An 18342-nucleotide genomic window follows, 5' to 3' on the forward strand; every position below is an offset into this window, starting at 1 on the left:
TATAATCGTCTTGATTATTTATTTAGTTCCTAAATATTCTCTACTTCTGCTTTTAAAAAGAAATGTTTGATTTAATAAAAAAAAATATAAACCTAAGAAGTGGAATTATATTGCTTTCTCTAGCTATATTTTTCGTTTTTATAAGCAATTCCTTCAAGAAAAATAAGTCAAAAGATATTTCTGATTTTGTAGTTCAAGTTGAAAAAGGAATCCTCTCAGATTCAATTAATACTAGTGGTGAAGTAAAAGCAATAAGGACAAGCAATATTGGGCCTCGGAAGCAAGGCGTAATAAAAGAAATCATAGTAGATGAAGGCGATCTTGTAAAAAAAGATCAGGTTTTAGCTTCTCTTGATGATGAAGACTTTATCTATAAAATTGAAGAACTTGAATTAAATGTAGAAAAACAAAAATCTGAATTTTTAAGAAGGGAATATTTATATCAAGAAGGTGCGGTAAGTAAAGAAGACTATGAAAGTTATAAAAATAACTTCAACATTAGTAGCGCAAAACTTAATGATGCAAAAGCTGAAAAAAGTTTCTACCTAATTAAAGCGCCTTATGGAGGAAAGATAACTGCAAAATATGCTGAGATAGGATCTTATGTCACACCAAGTACAAACTTAAGTTCAGACCCTAAAACCAAAAACTTTATTTTTGAACTATCAGAGGGCCTAGAAATTGTTGCTAAAGTACCTGAGAGTGACATTGGCAGAATAAAAATAGGTCAAGAAGCCTCAGTAAGAATTGAGGCTTATCCCTCAAAAAAATATAGTGCCATAGTTAAAAAAATAGCTACAAGAGCTGTAAAAGATAATAATGTAACCTCATTCGAAGTAACTTTAAATTTTAAAGATATTTCTGAAGAAATTAAAATTGGAATGACTGCAGATCTTGAATTTAGAGTCGAAGGTAATGAAGAAAAAATCTTAGTACCAACAGTTTCTATTGTCACGGAAAAAGGTGAAAAAGGAATTTTGAAAGTTGATAAAAACAATTCTCCCAAATTTGAAAAAATCGAAATTGGTATTAGTAGTGGAAATAAAACTTCAGTAATTGATGGATTAGAACCTGGAGAGCAAATCTTTATTGATATTCCACCTTGGGCTAAGAAGAGAAAATGAGTTTAAAATCTGAAAACTCTAAAAAACCAATTTTACTTTTAGTCGATGGCCACTCACTTGCTTTTAGAAGCTTCTATGCATTTAGCAAAGGGATTGATGGAGGTTTAACTACCAAAGAGGGATTTCCAACAAGTGTCACTTATGGATTTCTAAAGAGCCTTCTGGATAATTGTAAAAATATTAGTCCTGAGGGTGTTTGTATTACGTTTGATACCGAAAAACCTACTTTCAGACATGAATTAGATCCAAATTATAAGGCCAATAGAGATGTAGCACCAGATGTTTTTTTTCAGGATATTGAACAACTAGAAATCATTTTAGAAGAAAGCCTTAATTTACCAATTTTCAAATCTCCAGGATACGAAGCAGATGATCTCCTAGGCACAATTGCAAATGATGCTTCTTCTAAAGGATGGTGCGTGAATATTCTTTCTGGAGATAGGGACTTATTTCAATTAGTAGATGATCAAAAAGATATTTATGTGCTTTATATGGGTGGTGGTCCATATGCGAAAAGTGGAAATCCAACTCTTATGAATGAAAATGGAGTAAAAGAAAAATTAGGTGTTGCGCCAGAAAGAGTAGTTGATCTCAAAGCCCTAACTGGTGATAGTTCTGATAATATTCCAGGTATTAAAGGAGTAGGGCCAAAAACTGCAATTAATCTACTAAAAGAGAACGATACGCTTGATGGAATCTATCAGGCTTTGGACAAGATTCAGCAGAACAAAGATAAGAAATATAAAGGATTCATCAAAGGTTCAGTTATAGAAAAGCTCAGAAACGATAAACATAATGCTTTTCTTTCCAGGGATTTAGCAAAAATAAATACTGAGGTGCCTTTAATTTTAAGTAACGGTTATGAATTAAAAAATATAAATCAAGAACTACTTTCAGAGTCACTGAAAAAATTAGAACTATCAACACTACTTAGACAAATTGATATTTTCAATTCAACTTTCAGCAAAGGTGGTTTTGACAAAAATAATGTAGCTAAAGAGGAGGAGAAGGCACCAAAAGTCGCAGGCAATAATGAATTAGAAAATAGTGAAAATAAAATCCCTAAAATCAACGTAACTGTTGTAAATGATTTCGAATTACTTGATAAATTAATTCAAAGATTAGACAAGACTAATCAAATAGTTTCTTTAGATACAGAGACCAATAGTTTGAATCCAATCGATGCGGAACTTGTTGGGATAGGGTTATGTCTTGGAGAAGAAAATGATGATTTATTTTATATACCCCTTGGTCATCAAACAAAAAAGGAGACCCCCGATCAATTATCAATTGAAGATGTTTTCTCAAAGCTAAGAAATTGGATAGAAGATCCAAAAAAAGAAAAGGCACTCCAAAATTCTAAATTTGATAGGCAAATATTTTTTAATCATGGACTTGATCTTAAAGGCGTAACCTTTGACACCTTATTAGCAGACTACCTTCTTAATAATCAGGAGAAACATGGGTTAAGTGAAATTAGTTTTAGATTATTTGGATTTAAGCCTCCTTCATTTAAGGAGACAGTTGGAAAAAATAAAGACTTTTCATTTGTTGATATTGATGAAGCAAGTATTTACTGCGGTTATGATGTTTTTCTAACTTTTAAGATTGTCAAAATTTTTAAAGAAAGTTTTTCAAAGGAAAAAGATGAATTAATCAAATTGTTCGAAGAAATCGAGCTACCTTTAGAGCCGGTATTGTCCCAAATGGAGATGAATGGCATTACGATCGACATCCCTTATTTGGATAAACTCTCAAAAGAATTAAAAAGTACCTTAGAAGATATTGAAAGTAAAGTTTATGAGTTAGCAGATGAAAGTTTCAATCTATCTTCACCAAAACAACTTGGTGAGATCTTGTTTGAAAAATTAAATTTGGATAAGAAAAAATCACGGAAAACAAAAACAGGATGGAGCACAGATGCAGTAGTTCTGGAAAGATTAGTCGACGAACATGAAATAATCCAACATTTAATAAAACATAGAACTCTTAGCAAATTACTTAGCACCTATATTGATGCTCTTCCAAATCTTATTAACGAAAAGACAGGAAGAGTTCATACAAACTTTAATCAAGCTGCTACAGCGACTGGGAGACTAAGTAGTAGCAATCCTAATCTTCAAAATATCCCTGTTAGGACTGAATTTAGTAGGAGAATCAGAAAAGCATTCTTGCCTGAAAAAAATTGGAAACTTTTATCAGCTGATTATTCTCAGATCGAATTAAGAATACTCGCTCACTTAGCGGATGAAGAAATACTAATAAATGCATTTCATAAAAATGATGACATTCATTCTTTGACTGCAAGATTAATTTTTGAGAAAGAAGAAATTTCTTCTGATGAGAGGAGAGTTGGGAAAACAATAAATTTCGGAGTTATCTATGGTATGGGAATTAAAAAGTTTGCACGTTCTACAGGAGTAAGTACTCCAGAAGCAAAAGAATTCCTAATAAAATACAAAGAAAGATATTCAAAAATTTTCAAATTTCTTGAACTTCAAGAAAGGCTTGCCTTATCAAAAGGTTATGTAAAAACAATTTTTGGTAGAAAGAGAGAATTTAAGTTTGATAAAAATGGACTTGGAAGATTACTAGGAAAAGATCCTTACGAAATTGACTTGCAAGCCGCAAGAAGAGCTGGCATGGAAGCACAGTCACTAAGAGCCGCAGCCAATGCCCCAATACAGGGTTCAAGTGCAGATATTATTAAAATTGCAATGGTTCAACTAAATAAAAAATTCACAGAAATGAATGTTCCAGCAAAAATGCTTTTACAAGTACATGATGAATTATTGTTTGAAGTCGAACCAGATTCTTTGGAAATTACGACGAAATTAGTAAAGAAGACTATGGAAGATTGTGTAAAATTAAATGTGCCTCTTTTAGTTGATGTTGGAATTGGAGACAATTGGATGGAGACAAAATAAACCTTATGAAATACTTATTTTAAGATGATCAAACTTTTTAATACTTTAAGCAAAAAAGTTGAGGTTTTTAAGCCTATTGATGATGTAGTAAAAATTTATTGTTGTGGGGTAACTGTTTATGATTTATGTCATCTTGGTCATGCCAGAAGTTATATCGCTTGGGATGTATTGAGAAGATTTTTAATTTACAGTGATTTCAAAGTGAAGTATGTTCAAAATTTTACAGATATTGATGACAAGATCTTAAAAAGAGCGAAAGAAGAAAGCAGTTCAATGAAGGAAGTATCTGAAAAGAATATCATTGAGTTTCACAAAGATATGGATTCTTTAGGGATAATGCGTCCGGATAGCATGCCAAGAGCAACGAATCATATATGCAATATCTGTTCCTTCATAACAATCCTTGAGGACAAAGGTTATGCATACTCTAGGGATGGAGACGTTTATTATTCTGTTTTCAAAAATAAAAATTATGGAAAGCTAAGTAATCAAAATTTACAAGAACAAAATATCAATCAGCAAGGAAGAATGGTTAATGAGGAAAATAGTAAAAAACTTAATCCGCAAGATTTTGCGCTATGGAAAAAAGCCAAAGATGATGAACCATTTTTTGATTCGCCATGGGGTAAAGGTAGGCCAGGATGGCATATTGAATGTTCGGCGATGGTTAAAGATGAATTAGGAGATACTATCGATATCCATTTAGGTGGTTCTGATTTGATTTTTCCACATCATGAGAATGAAATCGCCCAATCAGAAGCAGCCAATGGCAAAAAGCTAGCGAACTATTGGTTACACAATGGGATGGTCAATGTAAATGGACAAAAGATGAGTAAATCCCTTAAAAATTTTAAAACTATCAGAGAGCTAATTAAGTCAGGTATTAGCCCTATGACTTTGCGATATTTTGTTATGACTGTGAATTATAGAAAACCACTTGATTTTACTGAAGAAGCTTTAAGGAGTGCTTCAGAAGCTTGGAAAAACATTAATGTAGCACTTTCTTTTATGGACCTTACAAAAGGTGCTTTTATATCTATTGATAAAAATGAATCTATCGAAGAAAAATATAAAGAGAAAATAAGTTTTGAATTATCTCAAAAAAAGCTTAAATTTTCTGAGGCTCTTGGAAATGACCTTAACACAGCAGGTGCTATTGCAATTATTTACGATTTAGCGAAACCCTTAAAAAACTTTTTAAACCAATTTCAAAGGGTTGAAGGTTTTACAGTAGAACTAAATGAAAAATTCTTTCTACTTGAAAATTTTAAAACTCTTGAAAAGTTAACTGAGGTACTTGGTCTTAAAAAAGAGGTTTTAGTAAAAGAAAGTAAAATAAAAGAAGAAGAAATATCATCGCTCATTAATGAAAGATTGAAAGCAAAAATGGAAAAGAATTATGCGAAGGCGGATGAAATCAGGAATTTGTTAAAAGAAAAAGGTATTGAACTTATTGATCAATCAAAGGAAATAACAACATGGATAAGGGTCTAAATTTTAAGAAAAAAACCAATTTGAAATTTTTGTTTTTTAAATACACCTTTAAATGGGAAGATATTAGAAATATCAGAGAAAATTGAAATACATTACTGTGCTCGGTTCTACTGGTTCAATAGGGACTCAAACTCTCGAAATAGCTAGTGAGCAGCCTGATAAGTTTAAAGCGGTAGCTCTTTCTGCAGGAAGAAATATTAATTTATTAACTGAACAAGTTAAAACACATAAACCAGAGGTAGTTGCAATTGAGGATGAAAATCTTGTAGAAGATTTAAAAGATAATATTAATAACTTAGATTTGGATAATGCTACCTTAGTTTTGGGTGGGAAAGAGGGAATTAACGCAGTTGCAGCATGGGATAAGGCAGATACTGTGGTAACTGGGATAGTAGGCTGTGCAGGCTTAATTCCAACAATGTCAGCAATTAATGCTGGGAAAAATATTGCACTTGCTAACAAAGAAACTTTAATTGCGGCAGGGCCAATTGTTATTCCTGCATTAAAGAAAAATAATAGTAGGCTGTTACCTGCTGATTCAGAACACTCTGCTATCTTTCAATGTTTACAAGGATTACCTAATTATAAAAATGCAGATTTTTCAACAGGAGAGATGCCTAAGGGTTTAAAAGCCATACATTTAACAGCTTCTGGTGGTGCTTTTAGAGATTGGGCCGTTGAGGATTTAAAGCATGTCACAGTGGAAGATGCGACTTCACATCCTAATTGGGATATGGGGAAAAAAATAACTGTAGATTCTGCAACTCTTATGAATAAAGGATTAGAAGTTATTGAAGCTCATTATTTATTTGGGACCTCTTACGAAAATATCGAAATAGTTATCCACCCTCAAAGTATTATTCATTCAATGATTGAGATGGAGGATTCTTCAGTATTAGCTCAATTAGGTTGGCCAGATATGAAGCTACCTATTTTATATGCGATGAGTTGGCCTGAAAGATTTAAAACAAATTGGAAAAGATTAAACCTAAGTGAAATTGGAAAATTAACTTTTAAAGAGCCAGACGAGTTTAAATATCCATGTATGGGACTTGCCTATGCCGCAGGAAAATCTTCTGGAACTATGCCTGCTGTCTTAAATGCTGCTAATGAAATGGCTGTTGAACAATTCCTAAAACAAAAAATTTCTTTTCAAGAAATTCCTACATTTATAAGTAAAGCTTGTGAATCACATTTGGAGAATTTGAATTTAAGTCCAGAATTAGAAGATATTCTTGAAGTAGACAATTGGGCCAGGCTTTTTGTTAAGCAAGAAATTAAAAAAGGGAAAAAATACGTAAATATTGGCTAAAAGTGAATATTAAAAAGCATCTTCTACTGTGCGCAACACCTACAAAACAGAAATGCTTTAAAGGCAATGAAGGACAAAAAACATGGGAATGTCTGAAAAAGACTTTAAAAAAATTTGAGAATGATCCCTCTACAAAAAACGTACATATATTAAGATCAAAAGCTGACTGTTTAAGGGTATGTAAGAACGGCCCAATTCTTCTTATTTGGCCAGATGGTATTTGGTATGAGAAAGTTTCTCCAGAAAAAATTTCTGAAATTTTTACCTCACATATTATTAACGGTAAGCCAATAGAAAAATGGATTTTCAAAAAAACACCATTTTTAGATAGTTTTAGATACTAATAAACCAGTTCTTTACGACTTCGTCTGACCAGCAGCCATTAATCGAATGAAAACCATTATGACCTCCTTTTTCAGTTATAAAAATAGTAAATTTATCAATAAATTTCCCTCTTAAATTAAAAGTTGCATTATATGGAACCCAAGGATCATCCTTGGCATGAATAAAAAGCATTTGAGGTAATTTTTTTATTGAGTTTTGGATTCTAAATATTGGAGAAGCTTTAACATAATAATCTTCTAAAGAATTAAATCCCCAACTTGGAGCTGTAAATTTCTGATCAAATTCCCTAATACTTTTTAAAGATCTAATTTTTTTTCTTAATTTCTCGTTATCAAGGAGTTTGCCTTCATCATTAAATCCCTCCCATAACTGATTTTTTAAGCGATGAAGTAACCATTTTTGGTAGATAGAATTTCTAGGTTTTTCAATACAGAGACTGCATGAAGATAAATCTAAAGGGGTACTCACGCATGCAAGGCCATCTAAAAGTTTTTCTCCTTTGTTTTCATCGTAATCTAGACAGGCATTTAAAAGAATAGTTCCGCCTAAAGATAATCCAACGCCGTAAATTGGAAGATTATTATTCCTTTTCATAAGATCTTTGAACTCTAAATTAATCAATTTTTTAAAATAATTAACTGCTGAAATAACATCACTGGAGCATCTAGCACAATAATTTCCATTAGCTAAATATCTCGCTGATCCAGATCCTCTTAGATTTAATTTGAGAACTCCAAAACCATTATTTGTTAATTTCCTAGATATTCTTCTTAAACCAAACCGTTTAGTTGAGCCCCCTAAACCATGTGTAACGATTACAAATCCCCTAAGTGATTTTAAGTTTTCAGGTAATTCTAAAAAACCTAAAAGATAATCAGACTCAAATTTTTTAGAAAGAATTTTATTAATCGGAAAGAATATTTTTTTATTTTTTTTTGATTTAACAAAATCAATAACAAACGTATCTCTCAAAGTTTGTAAGTCGCCACCTATCCAAGGTAAGACTTCTCGAAATGGCTTATTTTTTAAGTAATCTGAAAAACTAAAAGATATACTATTATTTCTCCCCAACTCCAAGATCCTTTAATTCCCCAATCAAATCATTGAGTACCTTTTTTGCATCACCAAATACCATAGAGGTATTTGGCAGATCAAATAAATCATTTTTTATTCCAGAGTAACCTGCACTCATACCACGTTTAATTACAAATACTGTTCTTGCTTCCTGCACGTCAAGTACTGGCATGCCATATAAAGGAGAAGAGCTATCATTTTTAGCTTGAGGATTAACCACATCATTTGCTCCTAAAACTAAAACAACATCCGTTGCTGGAAAATCAGGATTTACAACGTCCATCTCTTTAAGTTGTTCGTAAGGAACATCTGCTTCTGCTAAAAGTACATTCATATGTCCAGGCATCCTCCCTGCTACAGGATGAATTGCGTAAACAACTTCAATACCATTTTGCTCTAGTTTTTTAGTCACTTCCCTTAAAGTATGTTGAGCTTGAGCTACCGCTAGACCATACCCAGGAACAATAATTACCTTGTTGGCTGCCTCTAAAGTCAATGCACATTCTTCAACACTGCAAGAAGTTATATTTGTATATTCTCCAGAACCAGAAGAAGCTGTACTTTGTGCAGCTAAAGATCCTCCAAAAAGAACTGAGACCAATGATCTATTCATACCCTTGCACATAACTTGTGTAAGTATTAGACCTGCTGCTCCAACCATTGCGCCTGCTACTATCAAAAGCTGACTATCAACAACGAAACCTGCCGCTGCTGCTGCAATCCCTGAATAGCTATTTAATAAAGATATAACGACTGGCATATCAGCTCCACCAATTGGCAAAGTAACTCCAATGCCTAATAAAGAAGAAACTATAACTAAAAGCCAAATAGAACTTGTGTTGCCGTTTATCAAATCAAAAAAGGCTATCAAGGAAGCAACTGCAAAAACAATATTTACAAAATGCCTAACTTTACTCTGAGTCCATCCTGGAGTTGACAACCACCCCTGTAACTTTGCCATCGCAACAATTGAACCTGTGAAAGTTATGGCACCAACAAATATAGAAACAGATATTGAAACTTCGTTAATCAGTGACTTAAAAAAATCAAAATTTTCTTGGCCACCAGATATAGGAAAAATAGCTACTCCTAAGGCCACTAAAAGAGATGACATTCCTCCACAACCATTGAACAATGCCACCGTTTCAGGCATGGAGGTCATAGGTACTTTTTTTGCAAGAATTGCTCCGAATAAACTACCTATGATTGATCCAATTATTATCCAAATCCAAGACTGAATAGCAATTCCAGAAGTGCCTAAATAGTAAGAAAGTAATCCTACTACTGATAGCGACATTGCAAATGCAGCTAATCTATTGGCATCCCTTGCTGATTTTACTTTTGACAAACCTTTTATTCCCAAAGCCAGTAAAAGTACTGCTAGAAGGTCAATAACGAATTTAATGATTACAGGTAGATTCATGTTAAAAATTACTTCTTATTTGATGGTTTACGACTAAACATCGCGAGCATTCGATCAGTTACAAAGAAACCACCTACAACGTTGAAAAGAGCAAATCCAAGAGAAACTGAACCAATAATTAAAAGTGGTATGTTACCTTCTGCTTTTACAATTAAAGTCAAGGCTGCGAGCATTGTTATTCCTGAAATTGCATTTGCTCCACTCATTAGAGGTGTGTGAAGAGTAGGAGGAACTTTTCCAATTAACTCGAGACCTAATAAACTACCAAGTAAAAGAACCCAAAGAAGACTTATAAAAGACATAATTTTAAAACCTCAATTTTCAAAAACTTTATTTTGAAGAACAACTCCTTCATCGCTTAATAAACATCCAGAAATGAGTTCATCCTCTTTATCTAATTTAATTACACCATCTTTTATAAATGGTGTAATCAAAGATGTTAAATTCTTAGCATAAAGTGAACTTGCATCATAAGGAACTGAAGAGGGTAATTCGCCTGCTCCTATAAGTTTTACCCCATCTTTGATAATAGTTTCATTAGATTTTGTTCCTTCGCAGTTACCTCCCTGAGAAACTGCTAAATCAATAACTACTGCTCCAGGCCTCATTTTTTCAATCATGGGTGAGTCTATTAAAACAGGGGCCTTTTTACCTAGAACTTGCGCAGTACATATAGCAACATCAGCTTCAGATAAATATTTAGTTAAAGTTGCCTTCTGTTTTGAGAGGAATTCTGGTGTTACAGCTTTTGCATAACCTCCTGCCTCTCCTGGCTTTTCCTCTACTTCAGGAAGTTCTATAAATCTTGCTCCGAGGGACTCTACTTGTTCTTTAACAGCAGGTCTAATATCAGACACAAATACTATTGCTCCAAGTCTTTTCGCCGTCGCAACTGCCTGCAATCCTGCAACTCCTCCACCAAGAACCACTACTTTTGCAGGTTGGACAGTCCCTGCAGCAGTCATAAGCATTGGAAAATATCTATCTAACTCACTTGCAGCCAAAAGAACTGCTTTATATCCAGCAATATTAGCCTGTGAAGAAAGAACATCAGAAGATTGAGCTCTACTAATCCTCGGAAGCAACTCTAGTGATAAAGCTGAAATCTTATTACTATTTATAATCCTTAGAAGCTCTTTATTACCATATGGGTTAAGAAGACCAAGAAGAACAGCACCTTTCTTTAACTTAGTTAAATTATCCTCTGATGGAGTTCGAACACAAAATACTAAGTCAGCTTCACCCCAAATTTTTTGATCTAAGTTGTTTATTATTGTTCCTCCCGATTCTTCATATGATAAGTCACTAAATCCTGATAATTTTCCTGCTGAACTTTCAATATAAACATCACATCCAAGGCTATTTAATTTCTTTACAGCTTCTGGTGTGGCTGAAACTCTCCTTTCACCAGAGCTTGTTTCGGAAGGAATAAGTATCTTTGTCAATTTATTTATTTTTTTAACATACTAAATATAAATTGAAGAAAGTCAAAAGTCTTGGATTTTTGTTAAAAATATATTTTCTTTTCTGTAAAAAATAGCTATCTAGAATATATAAGTACTAAATAATCCAATGAGTATAAAAGCAATCGAATGTCCTGATGGAGTGTGCCACAGTCATCATGGTGGTCATGCTGTTCCAAGGCAAGCTATGCAGAAAAATCTAGAAAAGCATGGTAAAGATTGGTGCGAGAAATTAGCAGAGAGAATTTATGAAATGTCAGTTGATACTTATTCACAGACAGTCATGCCTAGTCTCCACTCAGCAGGTTGGCAAAGAAGACATTTAGATTGGGAATTTAAGCTAGCAGAAAATGATTCTGAACCTGATGAAGCTCTTGTTGAAGGAATTATAAATGCCACAGAAAGCTTTCTAAGGAGTAGTGAGGTTCATCGATTATTTATTCAAGAATTAGTTCAAGGCACATTCGAAGAAGCAAATGATAAAAAAATAATTTCTAAAGCAATAAAGTCTATCATTGAAGAAGAAATTGTTAGTTCACTAAGAGAAAAGAAAGAAACTCTTTTAAAGAAAATATCCGAAAAATTAATATCAGAAGAAAAAGTTAGCGAGGAACTTGCAATAAATTCAGCAAAAGAGGGTTTTGAGGAAGTTGAAAGGCTACTTGCTAACCACAGCGAGGCAGTCTAACTCTATTTCTTTATATTTTCTTTGTATTTAATCTAGAAATTGGCTCAAATATAAATTAAAGATTAAATTATTGTTTGGAAGTACGAAGTTGTAACTTATTAGACAATACATAAGCTGTTTGATGTGTTTATCTATATACAACTTTTAAATTTCAATGGAAAATTTCATTAGAAAAAGGATTGACATCGCAACATGTTGGGCAACTAATAGAATTTCTGCAATGGATACTCTAGAAAGATATGAAGACAGTTATGCAATTGCAGAAGAATTTAGAGAGTGGATATTACATATTGGAGAAAAGAACGAAAATTTAAAAGATTCTGTTTTAAACTTCCCAAAGGAATTAAAAAAATTATTAGACCAAAAAGTCAACGATTAAATAACAAGTCGATCGAGTGAAACCCGCCCTACATAATTTGGGTTTGTTTATTATTATAAGTAGTGAATTTAGCAAATAAATGGAGAATAAAGAGAACAATTCAAACGTAGAAAATGTTGTAATCATAGGCTCAGGACCTGCGGGTTATACCGCTGCAATATATGCCGCAAGAGCAAATCTTCAACCATTACTCGTAACAGGATTTAATTCAGGTGGAATTCCTGGTGGCCAATTAATGACTACAACATTTGTTGAAAATTATCCAGGGTTCCCAGATGGAGTACTAGGTCCTGAATTAATGGATCTTATGAAGGCTCAAGCAGAAAGATGGGGTACTAATTTATACGAAAGTGATGTTGTCTCAATAAATACTGATTCACATCCCTTTGAATTAAAAACTTTAGAAGGGACTATAAAAACTAACTCAATTATTATTGCAACTGGAGCAAGTGCAAATAGATTAGGAGTGATAAATGAAGATAAATTCTGGAGTAAAGGAATAAGTGCTTGTGCAATCTGTGATGGAGCAACTCCACAATTCAGAGATGAAGAATTAGCTGTTATAGGAGGAGGAGACTCTGCATGTGAAGAAGCAGCATACCTCACAAAGTATGGCAGCAAGGTTCATTTAATTGTCAGATCAGAAAAATTAAGGGCTAGCGCAGCAATGGTTGATAGAGTAAAAGCTAATCCAAAGATAGAAATCCATTGGAACACAAAAGTTAATAAAGCTGATGGTTTTGAATGGCTTGAGAAAATAGAAACTATTCACTCTCAGGAAGGTAAAGGAGAAATCAATATAAAAGGTCTTTTTTATGCGATAGGACACACACCAAATACGAAGTTCTTAGACAACAAAATTGATTTAGATAATAAAGGTTATATTGCTTGCAAATCAGGAAGACCAGAAACATCTATTGAAGGCATTTTTGCAGCAGGTGATGTTGTTGATTCTGAGTGGAGACAAGGAGTTACAGCTGCAGGAACTGGATGCATGGCAGCATTAGCTACCGAAAGGTGGCTAGCAGAGAAAAACTTAGCAAAAACCATAGTCAGAGAAACACCCGAACCAGAAAAAAAACTTAATTCATCAGACTTTAATGAAGAAGAAGTTAATGAAGATACTTTCGATTCAAATTCTGAATGGCAAAAAGGCAGTTATGCATTAAGGAAACTTTATCACGAGAGTAAAAAACCTATCTTGGTAATTTTTAGTTCCCCAAGTTGTGGCCCATGCCATGTATTAAAACCTCAATTAAAAAGGGTAATCAAAGAACTTGATGGTGCAGTGCTTGGGGTTGAAATAGATATTGATAAAGATCAAAATATTGCAAAACAAGCTGGTATTAACGGCACACCAACAGTTCAACTTTTTAAAGAAAAATTATTAAAAAAGCAATGGCAAGGTGTTAAACAAAGAAGTGAGTTTAAAGAAGCAATAAAAAATATTATCTAAAATAACTGGTTACTTATTATTCCTCTTGGGGTTATTTTTATTAGTTGTGGGTTTAGAACCCCCTGCATTTCTTTCTCTATAAGTTATCCTTCCTCTAGAAAGATCATAAGGACTTATCTCAACTAACACTTTGTCTCCAGCTAATAATTTAATTCTAAATTTAGTCAATTTACCAGCAGCTCTACATAAACATTGATGTCCTTCAGGCTGTTCCAAGGTAACCAAATAAAATCCATTTCCCTGCTCTTTTTCTATTACTCCTGAAGTTTCAATCATTAATTAATCTTTTACTACATTCATATTATCAGAAAAAGATTGGCCAAAATTGATTTAAGAAAAATTACATACGTAACAATATAGAATTCAATTCAAATTGAAAATTTAATTTCATTAATTATTTGAAGTTGACCATAGTAAAAATTAGCTTTTGCAATTTTTTCAGAATCTTCTAATTGATCAAAAAAAACAAAGCCAAGGCTTTCCCATAATGAAGATCCGCAAACATTATTCAATTCATTTTTTGCTTCTTTTGCAAAATTATCTAGTTTTCGTTCAAGATTTTTAGACTTAGAAACAGACATAGATCAGTAATTTTATTTAGTACAAATATACTATATAAGTCTAAAATTGCAATATTAAAAAGGTAATCTCTTTTTTTCTTCAATATTTAGATCTGCTTCCATTTCTCTTAATCTCTTAAGAATTTGTTGGTAGTACTCCTTTATATAACTCTCTAGTGATGTCATATCTTCTTTTTTAAGTTCTAATATTTCGTAAGTTTTGCTCATGTCAGCATCTAATGATTCACCACTACTAGTTACTTCAGCAAAAGCCAATCGCTCAGCAACATTAAGAGAATCTTGAAAAAAGGAAACTACTTTTTGAGTGACACTAATAAGGAAAGGGGAAACTCTAAAAATTTTCGCTTTTTTTTCACTAAATTTTTCACATAAAGATATAACTTCATTTGAATCCCATGCTTTGGGACCTACTAGTGGCAATGATGTTCTGTGAGTTTTTGGATTATTTACTGCTGCTACAACAACTTTCGCCATATCTTGCGTATTCATATAAGCAATTTTAGTTGGAGTTCCACTCATCCACACTGCTTGACTATCCAAGATTGGGATTGCGAATTGACCAATAACTCCTTGCATAAAAGCTGCACATTTGAAGATTGTATAGTCTAAATCAGATTTTTCAAGAAGTTTTTCAGTGCAAAATTTAATGTCCATTAAAGGAACATTTCTAAACTTTTCTGTTAGGAGGATAGAAAGGAATATTACCCTTTTTACGTTTAAAGATTCGCAAGCATTGAATAAGTTAAGTTTTCCATCCCAATCAATTTCATAAATACTTTTAGGATCATCTGGCCTACTAGTCGCTGCATCAATAACTACTTCAATATCTTGCAATGCATATTCGATATCAGAAGAATTTAATAAATTACCTTTTGTTAGCTCACAACCCCATTCTTGTAGAAAGGAAGCTTTTCTTGGATTTCTTACAAAGCATCTTACTTCATGTCCCTCTTCTATAGCTTGCTTTGCTATTTGTCTACCAAGTGTCCCTGTTGCTCCTACTAAAAGAATCTTCATACTTAAGATTTACTTAACTTTAAGACCATAACTCAAATTGTGATGTATCCGTGAGAATCAGTCTCCCTGAAACTTTAATAACAAAGCACCACCTACTAATCCTATTGGTATCAGTATCCAAAAAACTGCTGCAATACTAAAAATTTCTTTAGCCATAGTAAAATTGAATGATTACTATAATTTACATTCAAAATACATTTATTTGTTAAAAATGTAGATAATTCAAATATCTTGAAAATTTTTTGAATATATGGATAATAATTTTAAAAAAAATATAAACATTCCTAATTACTGGAATTGGAAAGGTTTTAAAATTTGTTGGAGTGTTACAGGCGAAGAAAATGAGATTCCAATTATCTTTCTCCATGGATTTGGAGCAAGTCGAAAACATTGGAGAAACAATTTAGAGTATTTTGCGAAAAAGAATTTTGCCTCTTATTCTTTGGATTTAATAGGATTTGGGGATTCAGATCAACCCGGGATTAGACAAATCGGAAAATTAAATAATGAGATTTGGGGTGATCAAGTGAAAGACTTTATTGCACAGGTAATAAGACCAAAGAATTCTGGGAAAGTAATTCTTATTGGCAATTCCCTTGGATCACTAGTTGCTTTAACATGTGCTGTTTCATTAGAGGATCAGATTGCAACAGTTATTGCATCGCCTTTGCCAGATCAAATTCAAGAATATAAACAGTCCATAACAAAAAAATCATCATTTAAGAAATTTCAAGATAGATTCATAACGATATTTTTTTTGTTTTTCCCTTTGGAGATTATTTTATTTTTAATAACTAAATTAGGGGTTATTAAACTGGGACTAAATTCTGCCTATTTTAAAAAAGATAATATTGATCGCGAACTAATAGATTTGGTAACAAAACCAGTTTTAAGGAGAACTTCAGCTAGATCATTAAGAGCAATGTGTATTGGAATGTCTTCTAGAGATGAAAAATTTAAAGCTTCTTACCTTTTGAGAAAACTTAGCGCCTCAAAAAAAGTTCCTTTTTTATTAATTTGGGGTGAAAAAGATAATTTCATACCTTTGTTTGTTGGTAAAAAGATTGCAAATTTCCATAGATGGGTAAAATTAAAAATAATATCCAATTCAGGGCATTGTATCCATGATGAAGACCCTTCAGTATTCAATAGAGTTTCTTATGAATGGATTAGAGATTTAAAAACCTTTTAAAATATGAAACATACATTATCAGTTCTTGTAGAAGATGAATCTGGAGCCTTGAGTAGAATCTCAGGTCTCTTCGCTAGAAGAGGATTCAACATAGATAGCCTTGCAGTAGGACCTGCAGAATCTAAAGGTATTTCAAGGTTAACAATGGTAGTAGAGGGAGATGATGAAACTCTTCAACAAATGACTAAGCAACTTAATAAGTTATTTAATGTTCTGGGAGTCGTAGATTTTACTAATCTCGCAGCTGTTGAAAGGGAATTGATGTTACTAAAAGTTTCATCGAAAGAAGATACTAGGAGTAATATCCTTGATATAGTACAGATCTTCCGTGCAAAAGTTGTTGATGTATCAGATATGGCCTTAACTCTCGAGGTAGTTGGAGATCCTGGGAAGTTAGTTGCTCTAGAGAAATTACTCGAGCCATACGGCATCCTTGAAATAGCGAGGACTGGTAAGGTAGCTCTTAAACGCTCTTCAGGAGTTAATACAGAAATGTTGAAAATAAATAAATATTCTCTAGAAATTTAATTAGAAATCTGGACTGCCTTAATGTAGTCTTCTTTATTTATTTTTTCGAGTACGTCTAATCCTTTAATAATCTTTCCAAAAATCGAATATCTTCCATCTAGTTCTGGGATCTTAGTCGTTACAAAAAAAAATTCAGTAGATGAAGACTTATCCTTTCCACTTTTAACCATAGCGATTGATCCACTCTCAAAAGTATTAACTAAATTTACTGTTTCAATAGGATTTTTTATTTGATAGTTGTATCTCGGTTTTACTTCTTCTTTGAATTTTATTTCTAAAGGTATTGTTGGACTTTTCTTATTCAGGTTTTGTTGTCGTTCTGTATAAAATTTATTTTCCGGATTAACGCCGCCATGTATAAATCTTATTTGGGGGTAGTTTATTATTTTATAAAATTTTTGATTTACATAAATATTATTTTCTATGTTTTCCAGAAAATTTGATACTGTTACTGGGTTATCTTTACCAAATAATTTTACCGCAAAATCACCTTTTGAAGTTTTAAAACTAACTACTTTATTGCTCTGAATACAACTAAATTTAAGTTTTTGGCAGTAATAATTTGGATCAATCTTACTTTTATAACTACATGCTTGAACCAAAAACAAAACCTGTATAAGAGATAATGTTTTTAAAAAATATTTTTTTTTTATTTTAGGCCCTCCAAATTAACATCTAAAAATTTAGCTAGACGAGCTCCTTCTTCTTCAACCTGAAGCAATGGTTTTAGTTCACCCGCACCGCTTAGAGGGAGAGGTTTTTTTCTACCTTTTAATACTAGAGCAATTCTTCTTCTAGGATTAAATCCCTCACTTATATCCAACTTTACAGATTTAATTTCATCAAAATTTAATTTAACTTCAACATCTTTAAATAATCCCTTTCTTTTTATTTCTACAGATTTTGATGATTTATCAAAATAATTACTTCCTGAACCAAAGTTTATGTAAACCAAATACCACAAGTAAAAATTTAATAAATTAGCTATTACTCCGTATGCTCCCATTATTATTCCTTGAGGTATAAACAACAAAGTTGAAGGATTTCCTAAAGGTAATAAATCCCTTCCTGTGTAGCTAGATATAGAGGCCAAAAGAAAACCAATACCTCCTATAGTCAACATCCCTCCAATAATATAATTTGAAATTTTTCTTGATCCACCAATTTTTTGTTCGATTTTATCGAATGACGTGAGGTCTGAATTCATTTTTATCTTTTTTTAGAGCCTAATTCAGATAATTTAACAAACTAAGGGAGTATTCTTACCTAATTTTTAATAAAAAAGTCAGGAAAGCTTTACAAGGCATTTCAGATATACAAATATTTCCCCACATTACTC

Annotated in this window: 20 protein-coding genes; 10 read left to right on the forward strand and 10 right to left on the reverse strand. The window is 32.6% G+C overall.

Annotation, left to right across the window (positions count from 1 at the left end):
* Positions 1-62 precede the first annotated feature (62 nt).
* The 5 genes from A9601_RS15295 (at position 63) to A9601_RS15315 (ending at position 7201) form a co-directional block, all read left to right on the forward strand.
* Positions 63-1124 (forward strand): efflux RND transporter periplasmic adaptor subunit, encoded by a 1062-nt coding sequence (locus A9601_RS15295; protein ID WP_011818739.1) that lies wholly within the window; start codon positions 63-65, stop codon positions 1122-1124.
* Positions 1121-4051: a DNA polymerase I gene (gene polA / locus A9601_RS15300; RefSeq protein ID WP_011818740.1), complete on the forward strand. Its 2931-nt coding sequence runs from the start codon at positions 1121-1123 to the stop codon at positions 4049-4051. The genes A9601_RS15295 and polA overlap by 4 nt, the downstream gene beginning before the upstream one ends.
* 24 nt (positions 4052-4075) lie before the next feature.
* Positions 4076-5545: a cysteine--tRNA ligase gene (cysS, locus tag A9601_RS15305; protein WP_011818741.1), complete on the forward strand. Its 1470-nt coding sequence runs from the start codon at positions 4076-4078 to the stop codon at positions 5543-5545.
* An 82-nt stretch (positions 5546-5627) separates the two neighbouring features.
* Positions 5628-6857 carry a 1-deoxy-D-xylulose-5-phosphate reductoisomerase gene (locus A9601_RS15310; RefSeq protein WP_041484549.1) on the forward strand — a complete coding sequence of 410 codons (1230 nt, stop codon included), beginning with the start codon at positions 5628-5630 and terminating at the stop codon, positions 6855-6857.
* A gap of 2 nt (positions 6858-6859) precedes the next feature.
* A complete protein-coding gene (locus A9601_RS15315) occupies positions 6860-7201 on the forward strand; it encodes a (2Fe-2S) ferredoxin domain-containing protein (RefSeq protein WP_011818743.1) in 342 nt (113 codons plus the stop codon).
* On the opposite strand, the gene A9601_RS15320 is transcribed toward A9601_RS15315, so the two are convergent.
* From A9601_RS15320 to A9601_RS15335, 4 genes are read right to left on the reverse strand one after another with little or no spacing between them, the layout of a single operon-like run.
* Positions 7191-8279, reverse strand: coding sequence for an alpha/beta fold hydrolase (locus tag A9601_RS15320; RefSeq protein ID WP_041484550.1), 1089 nt, complete (start codon positions 8277-8279; stop codon positions 7191-7193). The genes A9601_RS15315 and A9601_RS15320 overlap by 11 nt on opposite strands.
* Positions 8260-9699 (reverse strand): NAD(P)(+) transhydrogenase (Re/Si-specific) subunit beta, encoded by a 1440-nt coding sequence (locus A9601_RS15325; RefSeq protein WP_011818745.1) that lies wholly within the window; start codon positions 9697-9699, stop codon positions 8260-8262. The genes A9601_RS15320 and A9601_RS15325 overlap by 20 nt, the downstream gene beginning before the upstream one ends.
* Positions 9700-9707: 8 nt before the next feature.
* Complete coding sequence (locus tag A9601_RS15330; protein WP_011818746.1) at positions 9708-10001, reverse strand: NAD(P) transhydrogenase subunit alpha; 294 nt, start codon at positions 9999-10001, stop codon at positions 9708-9710.
* A 12-nt stretch (positions 10002-10013) separates the two neighbouring features.
* A complete protein-coding gene (locus A9601_RS15335; RefSeq protein ID WP_011818747.1) occupies positions 10014-11144 on the reverse strand; it encodes a Re/Si-specific NAD(P)(+) transhydrogenase subunit alpha in 1131 nt (376 codons plus the stop codon).
* Positions 11145-11271: 127 nt separating this feature from the next.
* On the opposite strand from A9601_RS15335, the gene A9601_RS15340 reads away from it, so the two are divergent.
* The 3 genes from A9601_RS15340 (at position 11272) to trxB (ending at position 13685) form a co-directional block, all read left to right on the forward strand.
* Entirely contained in the window at positions 11272-11850 is a 579-nt protein-coding gene (locus A9601_RS15340; RefSeq protein WP_011818748.1) for a hypothetical protein, read from the forward strand.
* 154 nt (positions 11851-12004) lie between these two features.
* Positions 12005-12229 (forward strand): hypothetical protein, encoded by a 225-nt coding sequence (locus tag A9601_RS15345; protein ID WP_011818749.1) that lies wholly within the window; start codon positions 12005-12007, stop codon positions 12227-12229.
* Positions 12230-12308: 79 nt separating this feature from the next.
* Positions 12309-13685, forward strand: a complete 1377-nt coding sequence (gene trxB, locus A9601_RS15350; protein WP_011818750.1) for a thioredoxin-disulfide reductase — start codon at positions 12309-12311, stop codon at positions 13683-13685.
* 9 nt (positions 13686-13694) lie between these two features.
* Here the strand turns inward: trxB and infA are convergent, their stop codons facing one another.
* The 4 genes from infA to petM all read right to left on the reverse strand — a co-directional run bounded on the left by infA (position 13695) and on the right by petM (position 15439).
* Positions 13695-13961 (reverse strand): translation initiation factor IF-1, encoded by a 267-nt coding sequence (infA, locus tag A9601_RS15355; protein WP_011818751.1) that lies wholly within the window; start codon positions 13959-13961, stop codon positions 13695-13697.
* A 92-nt stretch (positions 13962-14053) separates the two neighbouring features.
* On the reverse strand, positions 14054-14266 hold the full coding sequence (locus A9601_RS15360; RefSeq protein WP_002807551.1) for a hypothetical protein: 213 nt from the start codon (positions 14264-14266) through the stop codon (positions 14054-14056).
* A gap of 54 nt (positions 14267-14320) precedes the next feature.
* Positions 14321-15283: an NAD(P)H-binding protein gene (locus A9601_RS15365; RefSeq protein ID WP_011818752.1), complete on the reverse strand. Its 963-nt coding sequence runs from the start codon at positions 15281-15283 to the stop codon at positions 14321-14323.
* 57 nt (positions 15284-15340) lie between these two features.
* Positions 15341-15439, reverse strand: coding sequence for a cytochrome b6-f complex subunit PetM (gene petM, locus A9601_RS15370; protein ID WP_011132786.1), 99 nt, complete (start codon positions 15437-15439; stop codon positions 15341-15343).
* A gap of 94 nt (positions 15440-15533) precedes the next feature.
* Here petM and A9601_RS15375 point away from each other — a divergent pair, with 94 nt between their 5' ends.
* Positions 15534-16475, forward strand: coding sequence for an alpha/beta fold hydrolase (locus tag A9601_RS15375; protein ID WP_011818753.1), 942 nt, complete (start codon positions 15534-15536; stop codon positions 16473-16475).
* 3 nt (positions 16476-16478) lie between these two features.
* The gene (gene ilvN, locus A9601_RS15380; RefSeq protein ID WP_011818754.1) at positions 16479-17003 is read left to right on the forward strand and encodes an acetolactate synthase small subunit; all 525 of its coding nucleotides are present in this window, start codon (positions 16479-16481) and stop codon (positions 17001-17003) included.
* Here ilvN and A9601_RS15385 read toward each other — a convergent pair.
* Both A9601_RS15385 and A9601_RS15390 read right to left on the reverse strand, forming a co-directional pair.
* Positions 17000-17605 (reverse strand): peptidylprolyl isomerase, encoded by a 606-nt coding sequence (locus A9601_RS15385; RefSeq protein ID WP_011818755.1) that lies wholly within the window; start codon positions 17603-17605, stop codon positions 17000-17002. The genes ilvN and A9601_RS15385 overlap by 4 nt on opposite strands.
* A 47-nt stretch (positions 17606-17652) precedes the next feature.
* Complete coding sequence (locus A9601_RS15390) at positions 17653-18210, reverse strand: photosystem I assembly protein Ycf4 (protein WP_011818756.1); 558 nt, start codon at positions 18208-18210, stop codon at positions 17653-17655.
* Positions 18211-18342 lie beyond the last annotated feature (132 nt).

The organism is Prochlorococcus marinus str. AS9601 (genome assembly GCF_000015645.1).
GTDB lineage: Bacteria > Cyanobacteriota > Cyanobacteriia > PCC-6307 > Cyanobiaceae > Prochlorococcus_A > Prochlorococcus_A marinus_O.